Raw genomic sequence first — 26,664 nt, 5'->3', positions numbered from 1 at the left:
CTCACAACGGCGAATAGGCACCCGACTCCCTCACCACTCAACCCCTTAAGGTGACTGCGTGGCTGAACCAAGGGACGTGCCCGTCGCGCTGTCGACGGCCTCCGTGTACCCGGAGTCGACGGCGACGGCCTTCGAGATCGCCGCGCGCCTCGGGTACGACGGCGTCGAGGTCATGGTCTGGACCGACCCGGTCAGCCAGGACATCGAAGCCCTGCGCCGCCTGTCCGACTACCACGGCATCCCGATCCTGGCCGTCCACGCCCCCTGCCTGCTGATCACCCAGCGGGTCTGGTCCACGGACCCCTGGGTCAAGCTCCAGCGGGCCAGGGCGGCCGCCGAGAAGCTGGGCGCGTCCACCGTCGTCGTACACCCGCCCTTCCGCTGGCAGCGGCAGTACGCCCGTGACTTCGTCTCCGGGATCTGGCGGATGGCGAACGAGACGGACGTACGGTTCGCCGTCGAGAACATGTACCCGTGGCGCTACCGCGACCGCGAGATGCTGGCCTACGCGCCCGAATGGGACGTCACCAAGGACGACTACCGGCACTTTACGATCGACCTCAGCCACACGGCGACGGCCCGCACGGAAGCGCTGGACATGATCGACCGCATGGGCGACCGCCTCGGTCACGTCCACCTCGCCGACGGCCGGGGTTCGGCCAAGGACGAACACCTGGTCCCCGGACGCGGCACCCAGCCCTGCGCCGAGCTGCTGGAGCGCCTCTCGCGCACCAACTACGACGGCCATGTCGTCATCGAGGTCAACACCCGGCGGGCCATGTCCAGCGCCGAACGCGAGGCCGACCTCGCCGAGGCCCTGGCCTTCACCCGCCGGCACCTGGCCTCCGCCGTGAAGGTGCCCCGGCGATGACCGGGGCGACCGCGCGCCGAAGGGGACGGCCGCCGCGCGCCGAGTCCGCCGACACCCGCGACCGGATCCTCACCGCGGCCCGCGAGGAGTTCTCCGAACGCGGGTACGAGAAGACGTCCGTGCGCGGTATCGCCAAGGCCGCCGGGGTCGACTCCGCGCTGGTCCACCACTACTTCGGCACCAAGGAGCAGGTCTTCGAGGCGGCCATCGAGGTCGCCTTCGCACCCGCGCTCAGCGCGCCGAACGCGGTGGCCGAGGGCCCGCTGGAGGGGGTGGGGGAGCGGCTGACCCGCTTCGTCTTCGGCGTCTGGGAGAACCCCACGACCCGTACGCCCCTCCTCGCGATCCTCCGGTCCGCCGTGAACAACGAGACCGCCGCCGCCGTCTTCCGCCGCCTCGTCGCCACCCAGCTGCTGCGCCGCATCGCCGCCCAGGTGGACCTGCCGGACCCGGAGCTGCGGGCCGAGCTGGCGGCAGCCCAGCTGGTGGGCGCGGCGATGATGCGCTACGTGATCAAGCTGGAGCCGCTGGCCTCGGCGGACCTGGAGCAGATCATCGCGCGGGTGGCACCGGTGGTGCAGGGGCATCTCACGCAGCCCTGAAGCCGACGCAGCCTTCAAGCCGACGCAGCCTTTCAAGCCGACAGCCTTTCAAGCCGGAGCAGCCCTGAAGCAGGCGATCCGTGAAACTCGCGTCCCGCATTCCGGACAACCTTGTCCAGCCCTTGGAGGGGCGGCGTACGCTCGTAGGGAGTCAGAGGTCTCTCTGATCGCAAGTCTCTTTGATCGCAGTCTCTGAAGGAGCGAGCGACGATGCCCGAGCTGAGGTCCCGCACAGTCACCCACGGCCGCAACATGGCGGGCGCCCGCGCCCTTATGCGCGCCTCCGGTGTACCCGGTGCGGACATCGGCCGGAAGCCGATCATCGCCGTCGCCAACTCCTTCACGGAGTTCGTGCCGGGCCACACCCACCTGCAGCCCGTCGGCCGGATCGTCAGTGAGGCGATCAAGGAGGCGGGCGGCATCCCGCGCGAGTTCAACACGATCGCCGTCGACGACGGCATCGCCATGGGCCACGGCGGCATGCTGTACTCCCTCCCCTCCCGCGACCTGATCGCGGACTCGGTGGAGTACATGGTCGAGGCCCACTGCGCCGACGCCCTGGTCTGCATCTCCAACTGCGACAAGATCACCCCGGGCATGCTGATGGCGGCCCTGCGCCTGAACATCCCGACGGTCTTCGTCTCCGGCGGCCCGATGGAGTCCGGCCGCGCCACCCTGGTCGACGGCACGGTCCGCACCCTCGACCTGGTCGACGCGATCTCCGACGCCGTCAACGACAAGATCTCCGACGAGGACATCCTCCGGATCGAGGAGAACGCCTGCCCGACCTGCGGCAGCTGTTCCGGCATGTTCACCGCCAACTCGATGAACTGCCTGACCGAGGCCATCGGCCTCTCCCTCCCCGGCAACGGCTCGGTCCTGGCCACCCACACCGCGCGCCGCGCCCTGTACGAGAACGCGGCCCGTACGGTCATGGACCTCACCCGCCGCTACTACGAGCAGGACGACGACTCGGTCCTCCCGCTCAACATCGCGACCTTCGCGGCCTTCGAGAACGCCATGGCCCTGGACATCGCGATGGGCGGCTCCACGAACACGATCCTGCACCTGCTGGCCGCCGCCGAGGAGGCGGGCGTCCCGTTCGGCCTGGAGCAGATCGACGCCGTCTCCCGCCGCGTCCCGTGCCTGGCCAAGGTCGCGCCCAACGTCGCGAAGAACCGCACGTACTACATGGAGGACGTGCACCGGGCCGGCGGCATCCCCGCCCTCCTCGGCGAACTGCACCGCGCGGGCCTGCTGAACGAGGACGTCCACGCGGTCCACAGCCCCTCCCTGTCCGACTGGCTGAAGACCTGGGACGTCCGTGGCGGCTCCCCGTCCCCCGAGGCCGTGGAACTGTGGCACGCGGCCCCCGGCTGCGTCCGCTCCGCCGAGGCCTTCTCCCAGTCCGAGCGCTGGGAGTCCCTGGACGACGACGCCGAGAGCGGCTGCATCCGCTCGGCCGAGCACGCGTACTCGAAGGACGGCGGCCTGGCGGTCCTGAAGGGCAACCTGGCGGTCGACGGCTGCGTCGTGAAGACCGCCGGCGTGGACGAGTCCATCTGGACCTTCGAGGGCCCGGCCGTGGTCTGCGAGTCCCAGGAGGAGGCCGTCCAGCGGATCCTCACCCAGGAGGTCAAGGAGGGCGACGTCGTCGTCATCCGCTACGAGGGCCCCAAGGGCGGTCCCGGCATGCAGGAGATGCTCTACCCGACCTCGTACCTGAAGGGCCGCGGCCTGGGCAAGAGCTGCGCCCTGATCACCGACGGCCGCTTCTCCGGCGGCACGTCCGGCCTCTCCATCGGCCACGCGTCCCCCGAGGCGGCCTCCGGCGGCACGATCGCCCTCGTCCAGGACGGCGACCGCATCCGCATCGACATCCCGAACCGCACGATCGAGCTGCTGGTCGACGAGGCCGAACTGGCCCGCCGCGAGCAGGCCCTGAACGGCGTCTACGCCCCGAAGAACCGCGACCGCAAGGTCTCCGCGGCCCTCCGCGCCTACGCGGCGATGGCGACGAGCGCGGACCGGGGCGCGGTGCGCGACGTGACCAAGCTGGGCTGACAACTCACCCGAACCCGAGGGGCCGCCTCCACCCGAGGCGGCCCCTTTCGCATGTCACCAGGCCCCAGTCACCAGGCCGACGGGTCGCGTCCGTCCAGGGCGAAGACGGTGCCGTCGGGGGCGGTGGCGTAGACGCGGGCCGGAGTGAGCACGGGCGCGGACAGGCCGGAGGCCACCCCGTCCGGCTGGGCGTCGAGCCGCGGGGGTGTCTGGCCGGCGAGGTCTCCACGACGGGCGTCCACGGCGAGCAGTCGGCCGTCGGCCGCGGAGAAGTACACGTAGTGATCGTGGGCGACCAGGGCCGAGCCGCGGCTCACCGAGGTCTCCAGGTGCCAGATCCGTTTGCCCGCGCCGGTGTCGACGGCGTCCAGGGCGCCAGTCGAGCCGAGGAGGAAGACCACGCCGCCGTGCACGGTGGCCTGGGCGTCCTGGCGTGCAGTGGGCAGCACGACGCGGCGCGACGTCCTGGAGTTCGCGGTGTAGCGGACCACGGCGTCGGTGTCGCCGTAGACCGGGTCGGCGGAGAGGAAGTAGACGGATCCGCCTTCCGCGCCGACGGGCTCGAGCGTGCCTGTCAGCAGTGTGCTCCAGCGCACGGATCCCGAGCCCGGGTCGATGGCCGTCACGCGCGTGCTCTTCCCGTCGTTCGACGTGGTCGTCGCGTACGCCGAGGCGTCCGACGGGAACGAGTCGATACGCGGCCGGTGGTGGTTCGGCAGATGCCGGCTCCACTTCGTCCGCCCCGACGCGCTCTCGACACCCGTGATCAGGCCGTCCGCACGGGTGAGCAGGAGCGTCTTCGCCGTGTACTGCGTTCCGGTGTTCGCGGCCAGGTCCCGCTGCCAGCGGGTGGCGCCCGAACCCGGATCGAGTGCCTCCACTTGACCGGCCTGGTCCCTCACCTGCAGGAGCCCGCCCGACACAACCGGCGCTCCGCTCCACCGTGCCCCCGCGAAGGCACGCCGCCACAACACGGTGCCGTCCTTCGGATCGAGCGCGAAAGCCTGCTCGGGTCCGGTGCACAGCAACTTCTGGACGCCGAAAGCACAGTGGGCCATGCCGGCACCCTTGGTGACCGGCTTGGCCCGCCACGCGCTGAACCCGGCTGCGGTGGTCCGCGGGCTCCCGTGAGGTTGTGGCGTGGGGTCCGCGCCGAGCCACTGCACCGAGGCGAGGATCCCGCCCACGGCCAGTGCCAGGGCGCCCGCCGCGAGAACTACGCGCCTGCGCGGCCGGTGCCACCTCCCGGAGCGCTTCTCCGGCTCCGGTGCGGCGGGCTTCGGCGACGGCGGAGTGTTTCCCGTCCGCTGCGCCGGTATGAACGCCTGCGTGTCGTACGAGGCCGCCACCGACCGCAGCTCCCGCATCAACTCATCGGGAGTCGGCCGGTCCTCGGGCTCCTTGGCGAGACACCGCAGCACCAGCGGGGCGAGGTTCTCCGGCACCCCGGTCAGATCCGGCTCGTCGTGCACCACCTGATACGCGACGACATACGGACTGTCGGAGTCGAACGGCCCCCGCCCGGTCGCCGCATGCACCATCACCGACCCCAGCGCGAAGATGTCCGCGGCCGGTCCCACCTCCCGCGGCCGACGGAACTGCTCGGGCGCCATGAACGGCGGCGTCCCGATCAACTTCCCGGTCTCGGTACGCAGCTCACTGTCCTTGGGCCGCGAGATGCCGAAGTCGATGACCTTCGGCCCGTCCTCGGCGAGCAACACGTTGCTCGGCTTCAGATCCCGGTGTACGACCCCCACCCGATGGATGTCACGCAGCGCCTCCGCGAGCCCGGCCATGAGCCGACGCAACTGGGCAGCCTCCATGGGCCCGTTCCGCTTCACCTGATCGGAAAGCGTCGGGCCGGGAATGAACAGCGTGGCCATCCAGGGCCGTTCGGCCTCCGGATCGGCATCCACGACCGGCGCGGTGAAGGCACCGCTCACCCGCCGCGCGGCCGCCACCTCCTGCCGGAAACGGCCCCTGAACTCCGGATCCCGGGCGAACTCGGCATGTACGACCTTCACCGCGAGCTTCATCCCCGAGGTGCTCCGGGCCAGGTGCACCACGCCCATGCCGCCCGACCCCAGACACGACTCCAGAGGGTAGTGACCGGCGTACTCGGGAAGTTCCGCTTCCGCGCCCGCTCCGGTGTTGCGCTGTGGCGTCATGGACCACCCCCGTGCTGTTCGTCCGCGCGCGCGACGCACGGAGCCTAGTCGATGACTCGTACGAGACAGAGGCGGCTTGCTAACCTCCGCGTTCGAGTCGCACACACACGTTTGACGACTCACCCAGAAGGAATCGATGGGACCCCATGGACGGCCATGGGGTGCTACGGGGGAGGTTTCTCATGTCCGTCGACCGCGTCGAAGAGGCCCAGAGCGGGGAAGAAGGCACCGCTACGGCCCTGACCGCGTCCGTCCGCTACTACTCCGTCGCCCCGGGCGTCCGCCTGAACGTCCGCAGCGGCCCCGGCACCGGATACAACATCACCCGGGTCCTGCCCGAAGGCGCCAAGGTCCCGGTCTACTGCCAGACGCCGGGTACGGCCGTGACGGGTCCGTACGGCACCTCGAAGATCTGGGACAACATCAGCAACGGCGAGTTCGTGTCCGACGCTTACGTGGAGACGGGCAGCGACGGCTACGTGGCCGACCGCTGCGCCGTCTGACCCCGCCCGGAGCCCGCCCCCGCCCGGAGCCATAATCGTCCCGTGAGCGACGAAACCGGCACCCCAGGCACCCCGGCGGGCTCCGCGGCCCAGGGCGGCGGCCCCCGCCCCGAGCCCCTCCGCTTCTTCGGCACCTCCTGGGTGAACCACGACGACGGATACGCGGCCCGCCGAGCCGGCGTGGCCGTCGGCTCCCTCGCCGCGGCCGCCGTCTCCTGCCTGATCCTGAACTTCGCCTACGAGGGCATCCAGATCGCCGACACCGGCGCCTTCGTGACCGTGCTGGTCGTCGCCATGTTCGCGATCTGCAGCGCGCTCGCCTTCCGCAACACCTGGGAGGGCTTCGGCAAGCGCCACGACCCCCAGCGTCAGGCCTCCCTGCGCGGCCTGCTCGCCATCGGCTTCGTCGGCTCCCTGCTCGCCTACTTCTTCCGCTCCCTCACCGAGGCCCCCGGCGAGAAGCTGCACCGCGAGGAGTACGAGAAGGCCCGCGAGGAGTACGAACGCCGCTCCTCCCGACGCACGGGCGACCCGTCGAAGAAGAAGCGGCGCCGGTAAGCCGTAAGGCCGGTAAGCCGGTAAGCCGAAAGGAAGCGGTGTGTCTGCGCAGAGCAGCGTGCCTGCGGGGAGCAGCGTGCCCGCGTAAAGCGGCTGCGCCCGCGCACAGCAGCGCGCCCGCGCAGAACACCGCGCCTGGCCGAAACGCGCTGCCCCCGCCCGCAAAACCCGCTGTCCCCTCCCGCCCCACCCCGCGCACCATGGCGGCATGACCACGACCTCAGCCTCCCCGGAACCGGCCACCCCGTCCCTCGCCCTGCGCGCCCACTCCTTCAACGCCGCCGCGGCCCAGTACGCCGCGAACCGCCCCTCCTACCCGCCCGCCCTCTTCGACACCGTCGAGGAGCTGGCCGGCCGGCCGCTGTCCGGGGCCCGGGTCGTGGACGTCGGTGCCGGGACCGGGATCGCGACCGCCCTGCTTGACGCCCGGGGCGCCGAGGTCCTCGCGGTCGAACCCGGTGCGGGCATGGCCGCCGAGTTCCGCCGCGCACTGCCGCACATCCCGATCGTGCGCGGCAACGGCAACGCCCTCCCCGTCGCCGACGCGCACGCCGACTTCCTCACCTACGCCCAGGCCTGGCACTGGACCGACACCGCGCACTCGGTGCCGGAGGCGCTGCGCGTGCTGCGGCCGGGCGGTGCGCTGGCGCTGTGGTGGAACACCGACGCCCTCGACATCGAGTGGATCGCCGAGGCCGCCGACCGCACCGGCAGGTTCCTGGGTGTGGACATCGCCGCGGAGAAGCGCAAGGCCGGCGACGGCAGCCAGGCCGCCGACCCCAGCGGCCGCCTCCGCTTCACCCGCCGCGAGGTCCGCTGGAGCCGCCGCGTCCCGCTCGACACCCACCTCGCCAACATCGGCAGCCACTCGGCCTTCCTCGTCACTCCCGAGGAGCGCAGGAACGCGTTCCTGGAGGAAGAGCGCGGCCATCTGCTGAAGGTCTTCCCGGACGGCATCGTCGAGGAGACGTACGACGTGCTCCTGCTCGTCGCGACCAAGCCCTGACCCGACATCCCGTCAACCTCCCCCGCAGCGGCGGCGGCCCGGTTCCTCCCCGGGCCGCCGCCGCTTTCGTGTGCGGCACACCGATCCCCTCCCCTTGACGGCACCGGCCGTCGGGAAGATTATTCATCACATGATGAATTACGTGCCCGATCCACCCCACCCCACGGCACCGGACGCCGTCCACGCCGAAGACCTCACCGTCGTACGCGGCCCCCGCACCGTCCTCCACCACCTCCGCTTCACCGTCCCCCGCGGCCAGATCACCGGCCTGCTCGGCCCGTCCGGATGCGGCAAGTCCACCCTGATGCGCTCCGTCGTCGGCACCCAGGCCAAGGTCACCGGCACCCTCGACGTCCTCGGCCGCCCCGCCGGCCACCCCACCCTGCGCAGCCGCATCGGCTACGTCACCCAGGCCCCCTCCGTCTACGACGACCTGACCGTCCGCCAGAACCTCGACTACTTCGCCGCGATCCTCGACCCCGGCCGCGCCCCCGCCGAACGCCGCCACGACGTCGCACGCGTCCTCACCGACGTCGACCTCACCAGCCACGCCGACGCCCTCGCCGGCAACCTCTCCGGCGGCCAGCGCAACCGCGTCTCCCTCGCCGTCGCCCTCCTCGGCACCCCCGAACTCCTCGTCCTCGACGAGCCGACGGTCGGCCTCGACCCCGTCCTGCGCCGAGACCTGTGGAACCTCTTCCACGACCTCGCCGCCCGCGGCGCCACCCTCCTCGTCTCCTCCCATGTCATGGACGAGGCCGAGCGCTGCCACCGCCTGCTCCTCATGCGCGAAGGCCGGATCCTCGCCGACGACACCCCGGCCGCCCTGCGCACCCGTACCGGCACCGACACCGTCGAGGCCGCCTTCCTCCGCCTCGTCGACCAAGCCAACGAAGCCGACGCCGTGGACCGCACCAAGGAGACGACCCGATGAGCACGACCACCACACCGGCAGCGCCCGCCGCCCCCGCCGTACCCACCGGCGCCCTGAACGCCGCCCGCACCACCGCCACCGCGGCCCGCGTCCTGCGCCAGCTCCGCCACGACCCGCGGACCATCGCGCTGCTGATCCTCATCCCCTGCCTGATGCTGATCCTGCTGCGCTACGTCTTCGACGCCAGCCCGCGCACCTTCGACAACATCGGCGCCTCCCTGCTCGGCATCTTCCCGCTGATCACGATGTTCCTGGTCACCTCCATCGCCACCCTGCGCGAACGGACCTCGGGCACCCTCGAACGCCTCCTCGCCATGCCCCTCGGCAAGGCCGACCTCATCGCCGGCTACGCCCTCGCCTTCGGCGGCCTCGCCATCGTCCAGTCGGCCCTCGCCACCGGACTCGCCGTCTGGCTCCTCGGCCTGGACGTCACCGGCTCACCCTGGTTGCTCCTGCTGGTCGCCCTCCTCGACGCCCTGCTCGGCACGGCCCTCGGCCTCTTCGTCTCGGCCTTCGCGGCCTCGGAATTCCAGGCGGTCCAGTTCATGCCCGCGGTGATCTTCCCCCAGCTCCTCCTCTGCGGCCTCTTCACTCCCCGCTCCGACATGCACCCCGCCCTGGAGGCCGTCTCCGACGTCCTCCCGATGTCCTACGCCGTCGACGGCATGAACGAGGTCCTCCACCACACGGACATGACGGCGACGTTCGTACGGGACGTCCTGATCGTGGCGGGCTGCGCGGTGCTGGTGCTGGCCCTGGGAGCCGCGACGCTACGACGCCGTACCGCGTGAGCCCCCAGGCCGGCCGGCACGGCGAGTCCGTCCACCGGACAACTCGCCCGCACCCCTCCTCAGCGGTGCCAAACTGAACCGCATGAGCCAGAAAGTCGCAGTCCTCGGCACCGGCAAGATCGGCGAAGCCCTGCTCAGCGGAATGATCCGGGCCGGCTGGGCCCCCGCCGACCTCCTGGTCACGGCCCGCCGCCCCGAACGCGCCGAAGAACTCCGCGCCCGCTACGGAGTCACCCCGGTCACCAACCCCGAGGCCGCGAAGACCGCCGACACCCTGATCCTCACGGTCAAGCCGCAGGACATGGGCACCCTCCTGGACGAACTGGCCCCGCACGTCCCCGCCGACCGCCTGGTCATCAGCGGAGCCGCCGGAATCCCCACCTCCTTCTTCGAGGAGCGCCTCGCCGCAGGCACCCCGGTCGTCCGCGTCATGACGAACACCCCCGCCCTCGTCGACGAGGCCATGTCCGTCATCTCCGCCGGCAGCCACGCCACCGCCGAACACCTCGCCCACGCCGAGGAGATCTTCGGCGCCGTCGGCAAGACCCTCCGCGTCCCCGAGTCCCAGCAGGACGCCTGCACCGCACTGTCCGGCTCCGGCCCGGCCTACTTCTTCTACCTGGTCGAAGCCATGACCGACGCCGGCATCCTGCTCGGTTTGCCCCGCGACAAGGCCCACGACCTCATCGTCCAGTCCGCCATCGGCGCCGCCGTGATGCTCCGCGACAGCGGCGAGCACCCGGTCAAGCTCCGCGAGAACGTCACCTCCCCGGCCGGTACGACGATCAACGCCATCCGCGAACTGGAGAACCACGGAGTCCGAGCCGCCCTCATCGCCGCACTCGAGGCCGCCCGCGACCGCAGCCGCGAACTCGCCTCCGGCAAGAAGGACTGACACTCACGACACCGCGAAGGCGGCGGGTCACCCCGCCGCCCCACGGCTAGCGAGCGGCGCTCAGCGAGGGCTCCGACACGGGCGGCAGCAACCCGATGGCCCGATAAGCGGTATCGACGATCGGCCGGGCCATCGCCCGAGCCTTCTCCGCACCATCCCGCAGCACCCCCTCCACATAGGCAGGATCCGCGCACAGCTCCCTGTGCCTGGCCTGCACGGGCCCGAGAACCTCCACCACGGCCTCTGCGGTGTCCTTCTTCAAAGCACCGTACGAGTCGTAAACGGCCGCCAGTGACTCAGGGGTCCCGCCCGTGCACGCTGCGAGAATCTCCAGCAGATTCGCGACGCCCGGACGGGCCTCCCGGTCGTACTCCACATCCCGCCCGCTGTCGGTCACGGCCCGCATGACCTTCTTGCGCACCACGTCCGGCTCGTCCAGCAGATAGACGATCCCCGGCCCCGAGTCGTCAGACTTCCCCATCTTCGACGTCGGGTCCTGCAGGTTCATCACCCGTGCGGCCACCTTCGGCGGAGTGGCCTTCGGCACCACGAACGTGTGCCCGTACCGCTGGTTGAACCGCACCGCCAGATCCCGCGTCAGCTCGACGTGCTGCGTCTGGTCGTCCCCGACCGGCACCTCGTCCGCCCCGTAGGCCAGGATGTCCGCCGCCATCAGCACCGGATACGTCAGCAGCGACAGCCGCACACTCCCACCGCGCTCACGCTCCCGCGCGGACTTCTCCTTGTACTGGATCATCCGCCGCATCTCGCCGTCCGTCGCCACGCACTCCAGCAGGTACGACAACCGCGTGTGCTCGTCGACATGGCTCTGCAGGAACACGGTGCACAGCTCAGGGTCGAGCCCTGAGGCCAGCAACAACGTCGCCGCCTGCCGACTGAGCCTGCGCACCCGCGCCGGATCGTGGTCCACGGTCAGCGCGTGCAGATCGACGATGCAGAACAGCGAGTCCGCCCGGTGCTGGTCCACCGCGGCCCACTGCCGCATGGCCCCCAGGTAGTTCCCCAGCGTCAGATGCCCGGTCGGCTTGACCCCACTGAAGACCCGCGTCATCTCTACTCCACCTCCTGGTCGAGACCGCCGTCCCGGTCGGCCGGCTCCCGGAGTCCTGGAGGGAGATACGAGAACGGCCGCCGAAGCGGCGGCCGTTGAGTGCATACGTGAGTACGGCCGCCGTCAGGCGGCCCACCAAAGCTGGGTGCACGTACGCGTCGTCATCACGTCGGCCAGCGTACGCCCGCAGGGGCCCTCCCGCAGCGAGTTGACACACCCCGGCCCGATCCGTAGGGTTCTCCGAGTTGTCCGACGTGAGCGCCGACTCCGGTCGGTCCCCGGACAGCCATTCCGCAAGTACCAGCCAGCAATCGGCGATCCATCGTCGTGTGCTTTGGCGCGCGCATTTGCGAAATGTGGAATCCGCGTTCGAAAGGACGCAGCCCCCGATTAGCTCGGGAGCCGGGAATCCGCTAAAGTCTCACTCGTCGGAACGGCCCAACAGCCGCGAAGACAAACCCGCCGACCGGGAATCGGACGCCGAAAGGATCTGATAGAGTCGGAACCGCCGGAAAGGAAACCGCGAGAGCGGAAACCTGGAAAGCACCGAGGAAATCGGATCGAGAAAAGATCTGATAGAGTCGGAAACGCAAGACCGAAGGGAAGCGCCCGGAGGAAAGCCCGAGAGGGTGAGTACAAAGGAAGCGACCGTTCCTTGAGAACTCAACAGCGTGCCAAAAATCAACGCCAGATATGTTGATACCCCGTCTCCGGCCATCACGGCTGGGACGAGGTTCCTTTGAAATAACACAGCGAGGACGCTGTGTCCGAGAGGATCATTCCTCCTCTTGGACCGCTCTCGTGATGTGTGCACCGGATTACCGGTAAACATTCACGGAGAGTTTGATCCTGGCTCAGGACGAACGCTGGCGGCGTGCTTAACACATGCAAGTCGAACGATGAAGCCCTTCGGGGTGGATTAGTGGCGAACGGGTGAGTAACACGTGGGCAATCTGCCCTTCACTCTGGGACAAGCCCTGGAAACGGGGTCTAATACCGGATACGAGCCTCCAAGGCATCTTGGGGGTTGGAAAGCTCCGGCGGTGAAGGATGAGCCCGCGGCCTATCAGCTTGTTGGTGAGGTAATGGCTCACCAAGGCGACGACGGGTAGCCGGCCTGAGAGGGCGACCGGCCACACTGGGACTGAGACACGGCCCAGACTCCTACGGGAGGCAGCAGTGGGGAATATTGCACAATGGGCGAAAGCCTGATGCAGCGACGCCGCGTGAGGGATGACGGCCTTCGGGTTGTAAACCTCTTTCAGCAGGGAAGAAGCGAAAGTGACGGTACCTGCAGAAGAAGCGCCGGCTAACTACGTGCCAGCAGCCGCGGTAATACGTAGGGCGCAAGCGTTGTCCGGAATTATTGGGCGTAAAGAGCTCGTAGGCGGCTTGTCACGTCGATTGTGAAAGCCCGAGGCTTAACCTCGGGTCTGCAGTCGATACGGGCTAGCTAGAGTGTGGTAGGGGAGATCGGAATTCCTGGTGTAGCGGTGAAATGCGCAGATATCAGGAGGAACACCGGTGGCGAAGGCGGATCTCTGGGCCATTACTGACGCTGAGGAGCGAAAGCGTGGGGAGCGAACAGGATTAGATACCCTGGTAGTCCACGCCGTAAACGGTGGGAACTAGGTGTTGGCGACATTCCACGTCGTCGGTGCCGCAGCTAACGCATTAAGTTCCCCGCCTGGGGAGTACGGCCGCAAGGCTAAAACTCAAAGGAATTGACGGGGGCCCGCACAAGCGGCGGAGCATGTGGCTTAATTCGACGCAACGCGAAGAACCTTACCAAGGCTTGACATACACCGGAAAGCATTAGAGATAGTGCCCCCTTGTGGTCGGTGTACAGGTGGTGCATGGCTGTCGTCAGCTCGTGTCGTGAGATGTTGGGTTAAGTCCCGCAACGAGCGCAACCCTTGTTCTGTGTTGCCAGCATGCCCTTCGGGGTGATGGGGACTCACAGGAGACCGCCGGGGTCAACTCGGAGGAAGGTGGGGACGACGTCAAGTCATCATGCCCCTTATGTCTTGGGCTGCACACGTGCTACAATGGCCGGTACAAAGAGCTGCGATACCGTGAGGTGGAGCGAATCTCAAAAAGCCGGTCTCAGTTCGGATTGGGGTCTGCAACTCGACCCCATGAAGTCGGAGTCGCTAGTAATCGCAGATCAGCATTGCTGCGGTGAATACGTTCCCGGGCCTTGTACACACCGCCCGTCACGTCACGAAAGTTGGTAACACCCGAAGCCGGTGGCCCAACCCCTTGTGGGAGGGAGCTGTCGAAGGTGGGACTAGCGATTGGGACGAAGTCGTAACAAGGTAGCCGTACCGGAAGGTGCGGCTGGATCACCTCCTTTCTAAGGAGCACTTCTAGGCCGCCTAGCGGTCCAGAGGCCAGTACATCGGCGAATGTCTGATGCTGGTTGCTCATGGGTGGAACGTTGATTATTCGGCACGGTCCAGGATGGACCAGGCGCTAGTACTGCTCTTCGGGGCGTGGAACGCTGATCTGGTCGGCTGATCGTGTCGGGCACGCTGTTGGGTGTCTGAGGGAATGGATTTCCTCAGTCGCCGGCCCCAGTGCACTCGAATCTTGTGGTTCGGGGTGATGGGTGGCTGGTCGTTGTTTGAGAACTGCACAGTGGACGCGAGCATCTGTGGCCAAGTTTTTAAGGGCGCACGGTGGATGCCTTGGCACCAGGAACCGATGAAGGACGTGGGAGGCCGCGATAGTCCCCGGGGAGTCGTCAACCAGGCTTTGATCCGGGGGTTTCCGAATGGGGAAACCCGGCAGTCGTCATGGGCTGTCACCCACTGCTGAACACATAGGCAGTGTGGAGGGAACGAGGGGAAGTGAAACATCTCAGTACCCTCAGGAAGAGAAAACAACCGTGATTCCGGGAGTAGTGGCGAGCGAAACCGGATGAGGCCAAACCGTATGCGTGTGAGACCCGGCAGGGGTTGCGCATGCGGGGTTGTGGGATCTCTCTTCTGTCGTCTGCCGGCGACAGGACGAGTCAGAAACCGTTGATGTAGGCGAAGGACATGCGAAAGGTCCGGCGTAGAGGGTAAGACCCCCGTAGTCGAAACGTCAGCGGCTCGTTTGAGAGACACCCAAGTAGCACGGGGCCCGAGAAATCCCGTGTGAATCTGGCGGGACCACCCGCTAAGCCTAAATATTCCCTGGTGACCGATAGCGGATAGTACCGTGAGGGAATGGTGAAAAGTACCGCGGGAGCGGAGTGAAATAGTACCTGAAACCGTGTGCCTACAAGCCGTGGGAGCGTCGGAATGTGCTTGCACATTCTCGTGACTGCGTGCCTTTTGAAGAATGAGCCTGCGAGTTTGCGGTGTGTTGCGAGGTTAACCCGGGTGGGGAAGCCGTAGCGAAAGCGAGTCCGAATAGGGCGATTTTAGTAGCACGCTCAAGACCCGAAGCGGAGTGATCTAGCCATGGGCAGGTTGAAGCGGAGGTAAGACTTCGTGGAGGACCGAACCCACCAGGGTTGAAAACCTGGGGGATGACCTGTGGTTAGGGGTGAAAGGCCAATCAAACTCCGTGATAGCTGGTTCTCCCCGAAATGCATTTAGGTGCAGCGTCGTGTGTTTCTTGCCGGAGGTAGAGCACTGGATAGGCGATGGGCCCTACCGGGTTACTGACCTTAGCCAAACTCCGAATGCCGGTAAGTGAGAGCGCGGCAGTGAGACTGTGGGGGATAAGCTCCATGGTCGAGAGGGAAACAGCCCAGAGCATCGACTAAGGCCCCTAAGCGTACGCTAAGTGGGAAAGGATGTGGAGTCGCACAGACAACCAGGAGGTTGGCTTAGAAGCAGCCACCCTTGAAAGAGTGCGTAATAGCTCACTGGTCTAGTGATTCCGCGCCGACAATGTAGCGGGGCTCAAGCGTACCGCCGAAGTCGTGTCATTGCAGCATATAGCCCCAACGGGTGCTGTGATGGGTAGGGGAGCGTCGTCTGCCGGGTGAAGCAGCACCGGAAGGTAGTTGTGGACGGTTGACGAGTGAGAATGCAGGCATGAGTAGCGATACAAACGTGAGAAACGTTTGCGCCGATTGACTAAGGGTTCCTGGGTCAAGCTGATCTGCCCAGGGTAAGTCGGGACCTAAGGCGAGGCCGACAGGCGTAGTCGATGGATAACCGGTTGATATTCCGGTACCCGCTGTGAAGCGTCAAACATCGAACCTATTGATGCTAAGGCCGTGAAGCCGTTCCGGACCCTTCGGGGAAAGGAAAGTGGTGGAGCCGCTGACCCAAGATGGTAGTAGGTGAGTGATGGGGTGACGCAGGAAGGTAGTCCATCCCGGGCGGTGGTTGTCCCGGGGTAAGGGTGTAGGACGTGAGGTAGGCAAATCCGCCTTGCATGTAGTCTGAGACCTGATGCCGAGCCGATTGTGGCGAAGTGGATGATCCTATGCTGTCGAGAAAAGCCTCTAGCGAGTTTCATGGCGGCCCGTACCCTAAACCGACTCAGGTGGTCAGGTAGAGAATACCGAGGCGTTCGGGTGAACTATGGTTAAGGAACTCGGCAAAATGCCCCCGTAACTTCGGGAGAAGGGGGGCCATTCCTGGTGAGAACACTTGCTGTTCGAGCTGGGGGTGGCCGCAGAGACCAGCGAGAAGCGACTGTTTACTAAAAACACAGGTCCGTGCGAAGCCGTAAGGCGATGTATACGGACTGACGCCTGCCCGGTGCTGGAACGTTAAGGGGACCGGTTAGCTCCATTTCGGTGGGGCGAAGCTGAGAACTTAAGCGCCAGTAAACGGCGGTGGTAACTATAACCATCCTAAGGTAGCGAAATTCCTTGTCGGGTAAGTTCCGACCTGCACGAATGGCGTAACGACTTCTCGACTGTCTCAACCATAGGCCCGGTGAAATTGCACTACGAGTAAAGATGCTCGTTTCGCGCAGCAGGACGGAAAGACCCCGGGACCTTTACTACAGTTTGATATTGGTGTTCGGTTCGGCTTGTGTAGGATAGCTGGGAGACTGTGAAAGCCATACGCCAGTATGGTGGGAGTCGTCGTTGAAATACCAGTCTGGTCGTGCTGGATGTCTAACCTGGGTCCGTGATCCGGATCAGGGACAGTGTCTGATGGGTAGTTTAACTGGGGCGGTTGCCTCCTAAAGAGTAACGGAGGCGCCCAAAGGTTCCCTCAGCCTGGTTGGCAATCAGGTGTTGAGTGTAAGTGCACAAGGGAGCTTGACTGTGAGACCGACGGGTCGAGCAGGGACGAAAGTCGGGACTAGTGATCCGGCGGTGGCTTGTGGAAGCGCCGTCGCTCAACGGATAAAAGGTACCCCGGGGATAACAGGCTGATCTTCCCCAAGAGTCCATATCGACGGGATGGTTTGGCACCTCGATGTCGGCTCGTCGCATCCTGGGGCTGGAGTCGGTCCCAAGGGTTGGGCTGTTCGCCCATTAAAGCGGTACGCGAGCTGGGTTTAGAACGTCGTGAGACAGTTCGGTCCCTATCCGCTGTGCGCGTAGGAGTCTTGAGAAGGGCTGTCCCTAGTACGAGAGGACCGGGACGGACGAACCTCTGGTGTGCCAGTTGTTCTGCCAAGGGCATGGCTGGTTGGCTACGTTCGGGAGGGATAACCGCTGAAAGCATCTAAGCGGGAAGCCTGCTTCGAGATGAGGACTCCCACCCACTTGATGGGGTAAGGCTCCCAGTAGACGACTGGGTTGATAGGCCAGATATGGAAGCCCGGTAACGGGTGGAGTTGACTGGTACTAATAGGCCGAGGGCTTGTCCTCAGTTGCTCGCGTCCACTGTGTTGGTTCTGAAACCACGAACAGCCCCATGTGGCCACGCATGGTCTGGTTGTCAGTTTCATAGTGTTTCGGTGGTCATAGCGTGAGGGAAACGCCCGGTTACATTCCGAACCCGGAAGCTAAGCCTCACAGCGCCGATGGTACTGCAGGGGGGACCCTGTGGGAGAGTAGGACGCCGCCGAACAAATTTTGGGAAAACCCCCGCATCTTCGATGCGGGGGTTTTCTGCGTTCGGGGTCCTTTAAAGTCGAGACATGCGCTATGACCTGATCATCTTCGACAACGACGGTGTCCTCGTGGACAGCGAGCCGATCTCCAACCGGCTCCTGGCCGCATATCTCACCGAGTTGGGGCACCCGACGTCGTACGAGGACTCCATCCGGGACTACATGGGGTCGGCGATGCACCGGATCCATGAGCTGGTCCTGGAGCGGACCGGGCGGCGGCTGCCCGAGGACTTCGACGATGTCTTCCATGCGCGGGTGTTCGCCGCGTTCGAACGGGAGTTGAAGCCCGTGGCCGGCGTCGACGCCGTGCTGGAGAAGCTGGCCGGGGAGCAGGTGCCGTACTGCGTTGCCTCGTCCGGGAGCCATGAGCGGATTCGGGTGGGGCATCGGACGACCGGACTCGACCGGTGGTTCGCGGAGGAGACGGTCTTCAGCTCGCAGGACGTGGGGCGTGGGAAGCCGGCGCCCGATCTCTTCCTGTACGCGGCCGAGCGGATGGGTGTGGCCCCGGAGCGGTGTGTGGTCGTGGAGGACTCTCCGCTGGGCGTGCAGGCGGCCGTGGCGGCCGGGATGGACGTGTACGGGTTCACCGCGATGACGCCGGCCGAGCGGCTCACGGGGGCGAACCAACTCTTCTCCAGCATGGGCGAGTTGGCTGACCTGCTGATATGACCCGAGCCATCGGCTCGGCGCTGACATTTGTCATGCGGACGTCCGGACGATCGTTTCTACTGGCGGACCCCCTCCGGCGGCGAAGCTGAGGGCATGACGAAGAACACGGGGATCCAGGGCCGGGGCAACGACCAGAAGCAGAGCCCGAGCGTGCTCGACAACTTCAAGCCGCTGCTCGTGGACGTGGCGGTGCCGCTCGGCTCGTACTACCTGTTCAAGGACGGCTTCGGGATGAGCACCTTCGCGGCGCTCGCCTGGAGCAGCGTGGTGCCGGCGGCGCGGACCGTCTGGGGTCTGGTGAAGGAGCGCAAGGCGAACGGCCTGGCCGGGCTCATCCTGGTCGTCAACATCGTCTCGCTGCTGCTGAGCTTCGTCTCCGGCGACCCGCGGCTCATGCTCGCCAAGGACGGTGGGGTCAGCAGCACGGTCGCCATCGGGATCCTGGTGTCCGTCCGGCTCGGGAAGCCGATGATGACCGCCGGTATGAAGCCCTTCCTGGTGAAGGGGGACGCGGCCAAGGAGGCCGCCTGGGAGCGGCTGATGTCCGGGGCGGCGGCCGGGTCCGCGGCCTTCCTGCGCAAGGAGCGGGCGTTCTCCGTCGTCTGGGGTGTGGCGCTGCTCGCCGAGTGCGTCGCGCGGGTCGTGGGCGCGTACACCGTCCCCGTGGACACCATGGTGTGGCTCGGCACGGTCTTCCTGATCGGTGCGATGGCGATCGCGTTCGTGGTCGGTGGCGGCCTGGCCGTCGAGCCGATGGAGAAGATGCTGGCCGCCGAGGCCGAGGCCGGAACGGCCGAGGCGCCCGCGGCCGCTGTTGCCGCCTGACCCTCCGCTCGGTAAAGCTGAAGGAAATTCATCTTTGGCTGGATCTACCCACAGGTAGCCCGGGGCCCTACGCTCGCCGCCATGACCGATGTGCTGCGGCGCGGTAGGGCCTCGCTGGCGTTCAGCTTCTTCGCGCAGGGCGCCACCTTCGCTCTGCTGGTGACGCGTATCCCGGCCATCCAGGACCGGTACGGCGTCTCCGACGCGCTGCTGCCGCTCTTCCTGGCCGCCGTACCGATCCTCGCCGGGGTCGGCAGCGTGACGACCGAGCAGCTGGTGAAGCGCGTACGGCCCAGCCGGCTGCTGCGCTGGTCCCAGCCGGTGGTGCTGCTGGCGCTGCTCGGGGTCGGGGCGGGCGGGGTGATGGGCGAGCTGGGGCTCGCCCTGGCCGCGTTCGGGCTGGCCGTGGGTGCGCTGGACGCCTCCATGAACATGCTCGGGGTGAGCCTGCAGCGCACGTACGGGCGCAGCATCATGCTGAGTTTCCACGCCGCCTACAGCCTGGGCGGGATCGTCGGGGCCTCGCTCGCCTGGGTCGGGGCGCACTGGCATCTCGCGCTGTGGGTGTCGTATCTGCCGGTGGTGGCCGTGCTGCTGCCGGCGGCGCTGGTGGGGAGCCGGTGGTACGTCGACGGGGATCCGGCGCCCGTGGCCGGGGAACAGGGCGGTGGCACGGTCGTCTTCAAGCTGCTGCTGCCGCTGTGTCTGGTGATGACCTTCGCCTATATCGGGGACTCGACCGTCTCCAACTGGAGCGCCAAGTATCTGAAGGACGTGCTCGGGAGTTCGGAGCAGCTGGCGACGGTGCCGTACAACGTGTACATGGTGACCACGCTGCTGGGGCGGGCCATCGGGGACTTCGGGGTACGGCGGTTCGGGGCGGCCGCGGTCGTACGGCTCGGGGCGCTGGTGGCGGCCGGGGGGTTCGCGGTGGTGTCCGTGGCGCCGGACGCGTGGGTCGGGATGCTCGGGTTCACCCTGCTGGGGCTGGGGCTGTGCGTGCTGGTGCCGCAGACGTTCGCGGCGGCGGGACGGTTGTTCCCGGGGGCCTCGGATGCGGCGATCGCCCGGCTCAACATCTTCAACTACGTGGGGTTCCTGATCGGTTCGCCGTTGGTGGGGGCGCTCGGGGATGCCTGGAGCTATCGGGGCGCCATGCTCGTGCCGATGGTGTTGGTGCTGGTGACGATGGTGTACGCCAGGTCGTTCGCTGCTCAACCGGACCGATACGGTGGCGGGCATGAGCGGCCGCGCACAGCTGATGTGGGACGAGGCAGTAACGGGCTATGACTTCGGCCCGGACCATCCGATGGATCCGGTCCGGCTGGAGCTGACCCGGAAACTGGTGGGTGCCTTCGGGCTCGACCGGGAGATGGAGGTCGTCGCGGCGAAACCGGCCGGGGAGTCGACGCTGCGGCTGGTCCACCGGGAGGACTACATCCGCGCCGTGAAGGCCGCGTCGGCGAATCCCGGGTCGGCGCAGGGGGCGTACGGGCTGGGGACGATGGACGATCCCGCCTTCGCCGGGATGCACGAGGTGTCCGCGTTGATCGCGGGGCAGTCGGTGGGGGCCGCGGAGGCGGTGTGGCGGGGGGACGCGCTGCACGCCGTGAACTTCGCGGGTGGGCTGCATCATGCGATGCCGGGCGGTGCTTCGGGGTTCTGTATCTACAACGACGCGTCGCTGGCCATCGCCCGGTTGCTGGAGTTGGGGGCCGAGCGGGTCGCGTACGTGGATGTGGATGTGCATCACGGGGACGGGGTGCAGGCCGCGTTCTGGGAGGATCCGCGGGTTCTGACGATCTCGCTGCACGAGCATCCTCGTACGTTGTTCCCGCAGACCGGGTGGCCGGAGGAGACCGGGGCCGGTGCGGGCGAGGGGGCCGCCGTGAACGTGGCGCTGCCGGCGGGGACCGGTGACGCGGGGTGGGTACGGGCGTTTCATGCGGTGGTGCCGGAGCTGCTCGCGGAGTTCCGGCCGCAGGTGATCGTTTCGCAGCACGGGGCCGATACGCACTTCGAGGATCCGTTGGCGCACCTTGCCGTGTCGTTGGATGCGCAGCGGGCTGTGCAGGTGGCTTGTCATGAGTTGGCGCATGAGTACGCGGACGGGAAGTGGGTCGCGCTGGGGGGTGGCGGGTACGCGGTGGTGGAGGTGGTGCCGCGGTCCTGGACGCACCTGGTGGGGATCGCCGCGGGGCGGGAGGTCGCTCCTGAGGCGGTGATTCCTGAGGGGTGGCGGCAGGAGGTGTTTGCTCGGACTCGGCAGTTGGCTCCGCAGCGGATGACTGATGGGCGGTGGCCGGTGTCCTTTGCTTCCTGGGAGTCGGGGTACGACCCTGCTGATCGGCTGGATCAGGCTGTGCTGGCTACTCGGCGGGCTGTGTTTCCGATGCGGGGCCTGCTGCCGTGAGCGACCAGGGGGCTCCGCCCCCTGGACCCCCGTTTCCCACCCACCCGCCCGTCTCGGTAAGTCGACAGGGCACCGGACAGGGAACCGTTACGCCAACCGTGCGGTCTTTCGTCGTTCCGTGAGCGGTCCCGCCCCCCAATGGGTCAGCATCGCAACCGTGTTGACCGCCGATGCCCTCCGTGCGCATCTGCTGGCTGTTCGGATGGCCGGGGAGGTGGCCACCTCTCGGGAGGACAGTCTTCGTAGTTATCGGCTCTTCGCCGCTCGGGATCCGCGGGTGTTGATCGGGATCGATCCCGAATGGTCCTGGGGGCAGGCGGAGTTGCTGGCTCTGATGGCCGAGAAGTGTGGGGTGTCGGCCGATCCCCGGCACACGTCCGGGCCGGATGTGATCGATCCGGAGCGGACGCTGGCCGCGCTGGACGCCTTCGCGGAGCGGATCCGGAGCGTGGTCGGGCGGGGTGCGCCGGTGCTGCTCGGGACCGGGCATCCGCATCGGCTGCTCGGGTTCTACGGCGGCTTGGCGGACGCTCTGTCGGCGGCGGGGTGTGAGGTGCTCACCCCTGCGCAGGGTCGCTGTGTCGACATATTGACCCGGTTCGGTCTACGTACGTATCACCTGGACTACGTACGAGGTGTTGCCTTGGTGCGAGAACCGGAGGCCGAGCGCCCCGGTTGTGAGCCGGGCGTCCATTGTCATTCACCGCTCCCGGTTCGGGTCGCGCTGGCGGCCGCCGCCGACGCCGGCGGGCCGCTGCCCGAGCTGGTCATCGGTGACCATGGCTGGGTCTGCGGTGCAGGTCAGCTGGGGTTTGAGGCCATTGGTCTGGCGGATACGGATGATCCCGCGCTCTTTGTGGGGGAGGCGGAGGGGGTCGTGTCCGTCGCCGTTCCGGTTGATGACGCTGTGCGGTCTGATTACTACCGGCCGCTTACCCGCTACGTACTCAATCGAGCGTGTCTGTCACAGTAGGCCGCCGATGGGTGCACCTCTTCCCCACTCGCATCACCCGCCCCTACATTGGGGAGTGAGCACGCAACGACGAAGAGTCACCGGAAGGGGAAGCCGGTGGCCGTCGAGTGCGGAAGGTTCAGGTGTGTCATGGCTGCAGCTGGCGAGAGGCCTCTGAACGAGGTTCAGTTCCTTACCGTGGCGGAGGTTGCCTCGGTGATGCGAGTGTCGAAGATGACCGTGTACCGGCTGGTGCACAGCGGTCATCTGCCCGCGATCCGGGTGGGGCGTTCGTTCCGTGTCCCGGAGCAAGCGGTACACGAGTACCTTCGCGAGAGTTATGTGGGGGTGGAGACAGCCTGACGACGCCTCCGGTAACCCCGGAGGACCCCTCGATTACGACCTCGGCGCTCGGACGGGTAGGCTAGCCCCTCGTAGGTCGTGTGGGCCCATGGCGCCCAAACAACCGAGTGATGAGAAGTGAGCGAGGGTAGTCGTGGGCTCTGTTATCAAGAAGCGGCGCAAGCGGATGGCCAAGAAGAAGCACCGCAAGCTGCTCAAGCGCACGCGCGTTCAGCGCCGCAACAAGAAGTAAGCGGCGCCGCGAGAGCGCGTCCCTGTGGCCTCCCGTCCGGAAGGGCGGGGGGCCACAGGCATGTCCGGGGGGCTCGGTCATACCCGGGGTACTCGGTTCAGGGGTACTCGGCATATTCCGATTAGGGAATTTTCGTCACCTCGTGCATCGGGCGGTCATCACAGCGCAACATCGACCCGCTAGGTTGGCCGTACACGGGTAACGCGGGAAGGAAGGCGCTGATCTTGGGGAAGGTCGTGCTCGTCACCGGAGCGGCCCGGCAGCTGGGCGGCCGGTTCGTGCGGCGGATCCAGCGGGACCCCGAGGTGGATCGGGTGATCGCCGTGGACGCGGTGCCGCCGGCGCACCATCTGGGCGGGGCCGACTTCATCCAGGCCGACATCAGGCAGCCCACCATCGCCCGGGTGCTCGCCGAGACGGGCGCCGACACGGTCGTCCACATGGACGTGACCGGCACCGCGCTGGGCGGCGGCAGCCGGGCCACGGTCAAGGAGACCAACGTCATCGGCACCATGCAGCTGCTGGGCGCCTGCCAGAAGTCGCCGACCGTGCAGCGGCTGGTGGTGAAGTCCAGTACGAACGTGTACGGGTCCGCGCCGCGGGATCCCGCCGTGTTCACCGAGACGATGCCGCCCAAGTCGCTGCCGAGCGGCGGGTTCGCGAAGGACGCGGTGGAGGTCGAGGGGTATGTGCGCGGGTTCGCCCGGCGGCGGCCGGACGTCGCCGTGTGCGTGCTGCGCTTCGCCAACATCCTCGGGCCGACCGCGGACACCCCGCTCGCCTCGTACTTCGCGCTGCCGGTCCTGCCGACCGTGTTCGGCTACGACCCCCGGCTGCAGTTCGTGCACGAGGACGACGTCATCGAGGTGCTGCGGATCGCCTCCCACGAGCCGCGCCGGGGCACCCTGAACAGCGGCACCTTCAACATCGCCGGCGACGGCGTGCTGCTGCTCTCGCAGTGCTCGCGACGGCTCGGGCGGCCCATCGTGCCGCTGCTGCTGCCCGCGGTCACCTGGGCCGGTTCCCTGGTGCGTACGCTGGGCATGACGGACTTCTCGCCGGAGCAGATCCGGTTGCTCACCCACGGCCGGGTGGTGGCCACGGACCAGATGCGCGAGACGCTGGGCTTCACGCCCAAGTACACGACGGCGGAGACGTTCGCGGACTTCGCGCGCGGCCAGGGCCCCGGGCTGCTGCCGCCGGAGACCCTCGCGGGGGCCGTCGACCGTATCGCCGCGCTGGCCGCGAAGGGCGGCGGGCACCTCCCGACGCAGAGCGCCAACTGAGGAGCGCAACAACGATGGCGGACGCCAAGGTCATTCCGTTCGACGACGACCGGTCCCGCGGGGGCACCGCCCAGCGGCCGTCGCGCCGCCGGAGCGCGGGCAGCAGGCGCGGCGCGGTCGGTGAACCCGCGCCGGTCCGGGAGGTCCAGCCCCTGCCCACCAGGGCCGTTGTGCAGGATGATGTCTCTGTGACCGGGGAGGAACAGCCGCCTGCCGGGCCGCGGCACGACGGTGGGCTCGAACGGCGCGTCGCGAGCGGCCTGGCCTTTCTGCGCCGCCGGCTCACCGGGGACTACGAGGTCGACGACTTCGGTTACGACGAGGAGCTGACCGACCAGGTCCTGATGTCGCTGCTGCGGCCGGTGTACGAGAAGTACTTCCGGGTCGAGGTGAAGGGCATCGAGAACATCCCGGCCGAGGGCGGGGCGCTGATCGTCGCCAACCACTCCGGGACGCTGCCGCTGGACGGCCTGATGATGCAGGTCGCCGTGCACGACAACCACCCGGCCGACCGGCATCTGCGGCTCCTGGCGGCCGATCTCGTCTTCGTCCTGCCGGTGGTCAACGAACTCGCCCGCAAGCTGGGGCACACCCTCGCCTGCGCGGAGGATGCCGAACGGCTGCTGGGGCAGGGCGAGCTGGTCGGGGTGATGCCGGAGGGCTTCAAGGGCATCGGGAAGCCGTTCAGCGAGCGCTACAAGCTCCAGCGGTTCGGCCGGGGCGGTTTCGTCTCCACGGCACTGCGGCAGGGCGCGCCGATCATCCCGTGCTCGATCGTCGGGGCCGAGGAGATCTACCCGATGATCGGCAACTCCAAGACCCTCGCCCGGGTGCTGGGCTTCCCGTACTTCCCGCTGACGCCGACGTTCCCGTGGCTGGGCCCGCTCGGGGCGATCCCGCTGCCCACCAAGTGGACGATCCAGTTCGGCGAGCCGATCCCGACGGAGGGTTATCCGCCGGAGGCGGCCGAGGACCCGATGCTGATGTTCAACCTGACCGACCAGGTGAGAGAGCAGATCCAGCACACGCTCTACAAGTTGCTGGTGCAGCGGCGGTCGGTGTTCTTCTGACCGGCTCCTGCTGACGCTCTCCGACGCTCGTACGGCGACGGGGGCACCCCTGCTCGGAAAGGGGTGCCCCCGTCGCCGTGTCCCGCGGCGCTAGTTCGCGTCCTCGCCGTCGATGCCCAGGCCGGGCAGCAGGCCCGGGAGGAGCGGAGGCAGGGTGACGTCCGGCTCGGTCACCGGGGGCTTGGTGGTGGACGGGGTGCCGCCGTCGTCGCCGATCTTCGGCGGGTCGAGCAGGCCGCCCGTGTCACCCCCGATCAGGCCGCCCCCGCTGGTGCCCGTGGCCGAGCCGCTGGGGCTGCCGGAGCCCGCGTGCTTGCCGGACGTGGGAGTGTTGCCGGAGCTGGGTGCGGTCGCGCGGTGGGTGCCGGAGGAACCGGTCGATGCCGAGCCGGAGCCCTGTCGGGCGCCTCCGCCGGTCTGGGCGGGCGGAGCCGGGAGCAGGGACTGCAGCGGGGCGACCTCTTCGTCTATGGCCTCGAACACCGACGACACCTGCTGTTTGACGTCTCCCAGCTGCACGGGCAGCTTGTTGCTCAGCAGGCTCCAGGCCTCGCGGTGCGACCGGGAGAAGGTGTCCAGGGCCTGGATGGGGCCCAGGGACTCCGGGTCGCGTTCATAGGCCGCGTGCAGCAGGCGGTGGCCTTCGGTCACGTCGTGCTGCATGCCGGACAGGGTGCGGCGGATCTCGCCGATGGACTCGTGGTCGAGGTGGCCGCCCCGGCCGCGCTCCATCAGCCGACGGGCCTCGTTCAGCCGGGTGGAGGCCTGGTCGAGGTAGGTCTGGCCGCGCTCGTCGTCCCCGTCGCTCAGGTAGTTGAGTTTGATGTCCTCGATGCCGCGTTTGAGTCCGTACAGCGAGTCGCCGGGCAGGGCGTCGGAACTCGCGGCGGCGACTCCGCCGAAGGCCCCGGCGGCCACACCGACGCTGAGCCCGCCCGCGGCGAGCCCCTTGGTCAGCCTCGAACGCGGGCGCAGTTTGCCCAGCGGGCTCGCCCGGTGCGCACCCCGGCCGCGGCTGCGCTGCTCGGGCACGGACGCTTCCGCCGCCCCGGTCCCCTCCTGGAGCATGGCCTCCATCGCGGCCACCAGCTGGGCGCGCTGGACGACCTTGACCTCCGGGTCGAGCTTGGGCCTGGGCAGTGCGCCGAGGCCCGCCGCGAGGGTCAACAGCTCGCCCCGCTCGGTGCGTTCCTCGGCGGTCGGCGGCGGACCCGCCGCCGCTGCGGACTGCTCGGCCGCCGTGTCCCGGTCGGACTGCTCCTCCAGGGCCTGGGCGAAGGCGCTCGCCCGCCGGTGGGCCGATACGTTCGCGATCACTGGCGGCACCTCCTCTCGTCATCACCGTCGACTCCCCAGGGGGTCC

21 protein-coding genes and 3 rRNA genes are annotated in these 26,664 nt (G+C 67.6%); 21 read left to right on the top strand and 3 right to left on the bottom strand.

What is annotated here, in order from left to right:
- Positions 1–58 precede the first annotated feature (58 nt).
- The 3 genes from CRP49_RS10430 to ilvD all read left to right on the top strand — a co-directional run bounded on the left by CRP49_RS10430 (position 59) and on the right by ilvD (position 3,537).
- Positions 59–871: a sugar phosphate isomerase/epimerase gene (locus CRP49_RS10430; RefSeq protein WP_097253124.1), complete on the top strand. Its 813-nt coding sequence runs from the start codon at positions 59–61 to the stop codon at positions 869–871.
- Positions 868–1,473: a TetR family transcriptional regulator gene (locus CRP49_RS10425; protein ID WP_094218287.1), complete on the top strand. Its 606-nt coding sequence runs from the start codon at positions 868–870 to the stop codon at positions 1,471–1,473. Before CRP49_RS10430 ends, CRP49_RS10425 begins: the two co-directional genes overlap by 4 nt.
- A gap of 210 nt (positions 1,474–1,683) precedes the next feature.
- The gene (gene ilvD, locus CRP49_RS10420; protein WP_097253123.1) at positions 1,684–3,537 is read left to right on the top strand and encodes a dihydroxy-acid dehydratase; all 1,854 of its coding nucleotides are present in this window, start codon (positions 1,684–1,686) and stop codon (positions 3,535–3,537) included.
- Between the two features lie 68 nt (positions 3,538–3,605).
- Here the strand turns inward: ilvD and CRP49_RS10415 are convergent, their stop codons facing one another.
- Complete coding sequence (locus CRP49_RS10415; protein WP_097253122.1) at positions 3,606–5,705, bottom strand: serine/threonine-protein kinase; 2,100 nt, start codon at positions 5,703–5,705, stop codon at positions 3,606–3,608.
- Between the two features lie 182 nt (positions 5,706–5,887).
- On the opposite strand from CRP49_RS10415, the gene CRP49_RS10410 reads away from it, so the two are divergent.
- The 6 genes from CRP49_RS10410 to proC all read left to right on the top strand — a co-directional run bounded on the left by CRP49_RS10410 (position 5,888) and on the right by proC (position 10,392).
- Entirely contained in the window at positions 5,888–6,208 is a 321-nt protein-coding gene (locus CRP49_RS10410) for an SH3 domain-containing protein (protein ID WP_097253121.1), read from the top strand.
- A 42-nt stretch (positions 6,209–6,250) separates the two neighbouring features.
- The gene (locus tag CRP49_RS10405; protein ID WP_097253120.1) at positions 6,251–6,766 is read left to right on the top strand and encodes a hypothetical protein; all 516 of its coding nucleotides are present in this window, start codon (positions 6,251–6,253) and stop codon (positions 6,764–6,766) included.
- Positions 6,767–6,974: 208 nt separating this feature from the next.
- Positions 6,975–7,772, top strand: coding sequence for a class I SAM-dependent methyltransferase (locus CRP49_RS10400; RefSeq protein WP_097253119.1), 798 nt, complete (start codon positions 6,975–6,977; stop codon positions 7,770–7,772).
- 130 nt (positions 7,773–7,902) lie between these two features.
- Positions 7,903–8,706, top strand: coding sequence for an ABC transporter ATP-binding protein (locus tag CRP49_RS10395; protein ID WP_097253118.1), 804 nt, complete (start codon positions 7,903–7,905; stop codon positions 8,704–8,706).
- Positions 8,703–9,497: an ABC transporter permease gene (locus tag CRP49_RS10390; RefSeq protein ID WP_097253117.1), complete on the top strand. Its 795-nt coding sequence runs from the start codon at positions 8,703–8,705 to the stop codon at positions 9,495–9,497. The genes CRP49_RS10395 and CRP49_RS10390 overlap by 4 nt, the downstream gene beginning before the upstream one ends.
- An 82-nt stretch (positions 9,498–9,579) precedes the next feature.
- Positions 9,580–10,392, top strand: a complete 813-nt coding sequence (gene proC, locus CRP49_RS10385) for a pyrroline-5-carboxylate reductase (RefSeq protein WP_097253116.1) — start codon at positions 9,580–9,582, stop codon at positions 10,390–10,392.
- Positions 10,393–10,438: 46 nt separating this feature from the next.
- Here the strand turns inward: proC and trpS are convergent, their stop codons facing one another.
- Positions 10,439–11,464, bottom strand: a complete 1,026-nt coding sequence (gene trpS / locus CRP49_RS10380) for a tryptophan--tRNA ligase (RefSeq protein WP_097253115.1) — start codon at positions 11,462–11,464, stop codon at positions 10,439–10,441.
- An 831-nt stretch (positions 11,465–12,295) separates the two neighbouring features.
- Here trpS and CRP49_RS10370 point away from each other — a divergent pair.
- From CRP49_RS10370 to CRP49_RS10315, 12 genes are all read left to right on the top strand, one after another.
- Positions 12,296–13,820 (top strand): 16S ribosomal RNA (locus CRP49_RS10370).
- A 302-nt stretch (positions 13,821–14,122) separates the two neighbouring features.
- Positions 14,123–17,243, top strand: a 23S ribosomal RNA gene (locus tag CRP49_RS10365).
- Between the two features lie 85 nt (positions 17,244–17,328).
- Positions 17,329–17,445: ribosomal RNA gene (rrf, locus tag CRP49_RS10360) — 5S ribosomal RNA — on the top strand.
- The 16S, 23S and 5S rRNA genes sit together here, the layout of an rRNA operon.
- Before the next feature lie 70 nt (positions 17,446–17,515).
- Complete coding sequence (locus tag CRP49_RS10355; RefSeq protein WP_097253114.1) at positions 17,516–18,160, top strand: HAD family phosphatase; 645 nt, start codon at positions 17,516–17,518, stop codon at positions 18,158–18,160.
- 93 nt (positions 18,161–18,253) lie between these two features.
- Positions 18,254–18,985, top strand: coding sequence for a VC0807 family protein (locus CRP49_RS10350; RefSeq protein ID WP_097253113.1), 732 nt, complete (start codon positions 18,254–18,256; stop codon positions 18,983–18,985).
- 81 nt (positions 18,986–19,066) lie between these two features.
- Positions 19,067–20,275: an MFS transporter gene (locus CRP49_RS10345; RefSeq protein ID WP_097253112.1), complete on the top strand. Its 1,209-nt coding sequence runs from the start codon at positions 19,067–19,069 to the stop codon at positions 20,273–20,275.
- Complete coding sequence (locus CRP49_RS10340) at positions 20,226–21,398, top strand: acetoin utilization protein AcuC (RefSeq protein ID WP_097257287.1); 1,173 nt, start codon at positions 20,226–20,228, stop codon at positions 21,396–21,398. The genes CRP49_RS10345 and CRP49_RS10340 overlap by 50 nt, the downstream gene beginning before the upstream one ends.
- Positions 21,399–21,555: 157 nt before the next feature.
- Complete coding sequence (locus CRP49_RS10335) at positions 21,556–22,371, top strand: phosphatase (protein ID WP_097257286.1); 816 nt, start codon at positions 21,556–21,558, stop codon at positions 22,369–22,371.
- A gap of 129 nt (positions 22,372–22,500) precedes the next feature.
- The gene (locus CRP49_RS10330) at positions 22,501–22,713 is read left to right on the top strand and encodes a helix-turn-helix domain-containing protein (RefSeq protein ID WP_004984898.1); all 213 of its coding nucleotides are present in this window, start codon (positions 22,501–22,503) and stop codon (positions 22,711–22,713) included.
- A 133-nt stretch (positions 22,714–22,846) separates the two neighbouring features.
- Positions 22,847–22,945 (top strand): 30S ribosomal protein bS22, encoded by a 99-nt coding sequence (locus CRP49_RS10325; protein ID WP_003948845.1) that lies wholly within the window; start codon positions 22,847–22,849, stop codon positions 22,943–22,945.
- A 224-nt stretch (positions 22,946–23,169) separates the two neighbouring features.
- Complete coding sequence (locus CRP49_RS10320) at positions 23,170–24,231, top strand: NAD-dependent epimerase/dehydratase family protein (protein WP_097253111.1); 1,062 nt, start codon at positions 23,170–23,172, stop codon at positions 24,229–24,231.
- Between the two features lie 14 nt (positions 24,232–24,245).
- Complete coding sequence (locus CRP49_RS10315; RefSeq protein WP_097253110.1) at positions 24,246–25,301, top strand: lysophospholipid acyltransferase family protein; 1,056 nt, start codon at positions 24,246–24,248, stop codon at positions 25,299–25,301.
- A gap of 90 nt (positions 25,302–25,391) precedes the next feature.
- Here the strand turns inward: CRP49_RS10315 and CRP49_RS10310 are convergent, their stop codons facing one another.
- Positions 25,392–26,618 carry a DUF5667 domain-containing protein gene (locus CRP49_RS10310; RefSeq protein ID WP_097253109.1) on the bottom strand — a complete coding sequence of 409 codons (1,227 nt, stop codon included), beginning with the start codon at positions 26,616–26,618 and terminating at the stop codon, positions 25,392–25,394.
- Between the last annotated feature and the right edge of the window lie 46 nt (positions 26,619–26,664).

Source organism: Streptomyces sp. Ag109_G2-15 (assembly GCF_900215565.1).
Classification (GTDB): domain Bacteria; phylum Actinomycetota; class Actinomycetes; order Streptomycetales; family Streptomycetaceae; genus Streptomyces; species Streptomyces diastatochromogenes.
Note: the sequence above shows the minus strand (reverse complement) of the source record. Positions and strands in the feature narration are given on the sequence as shown.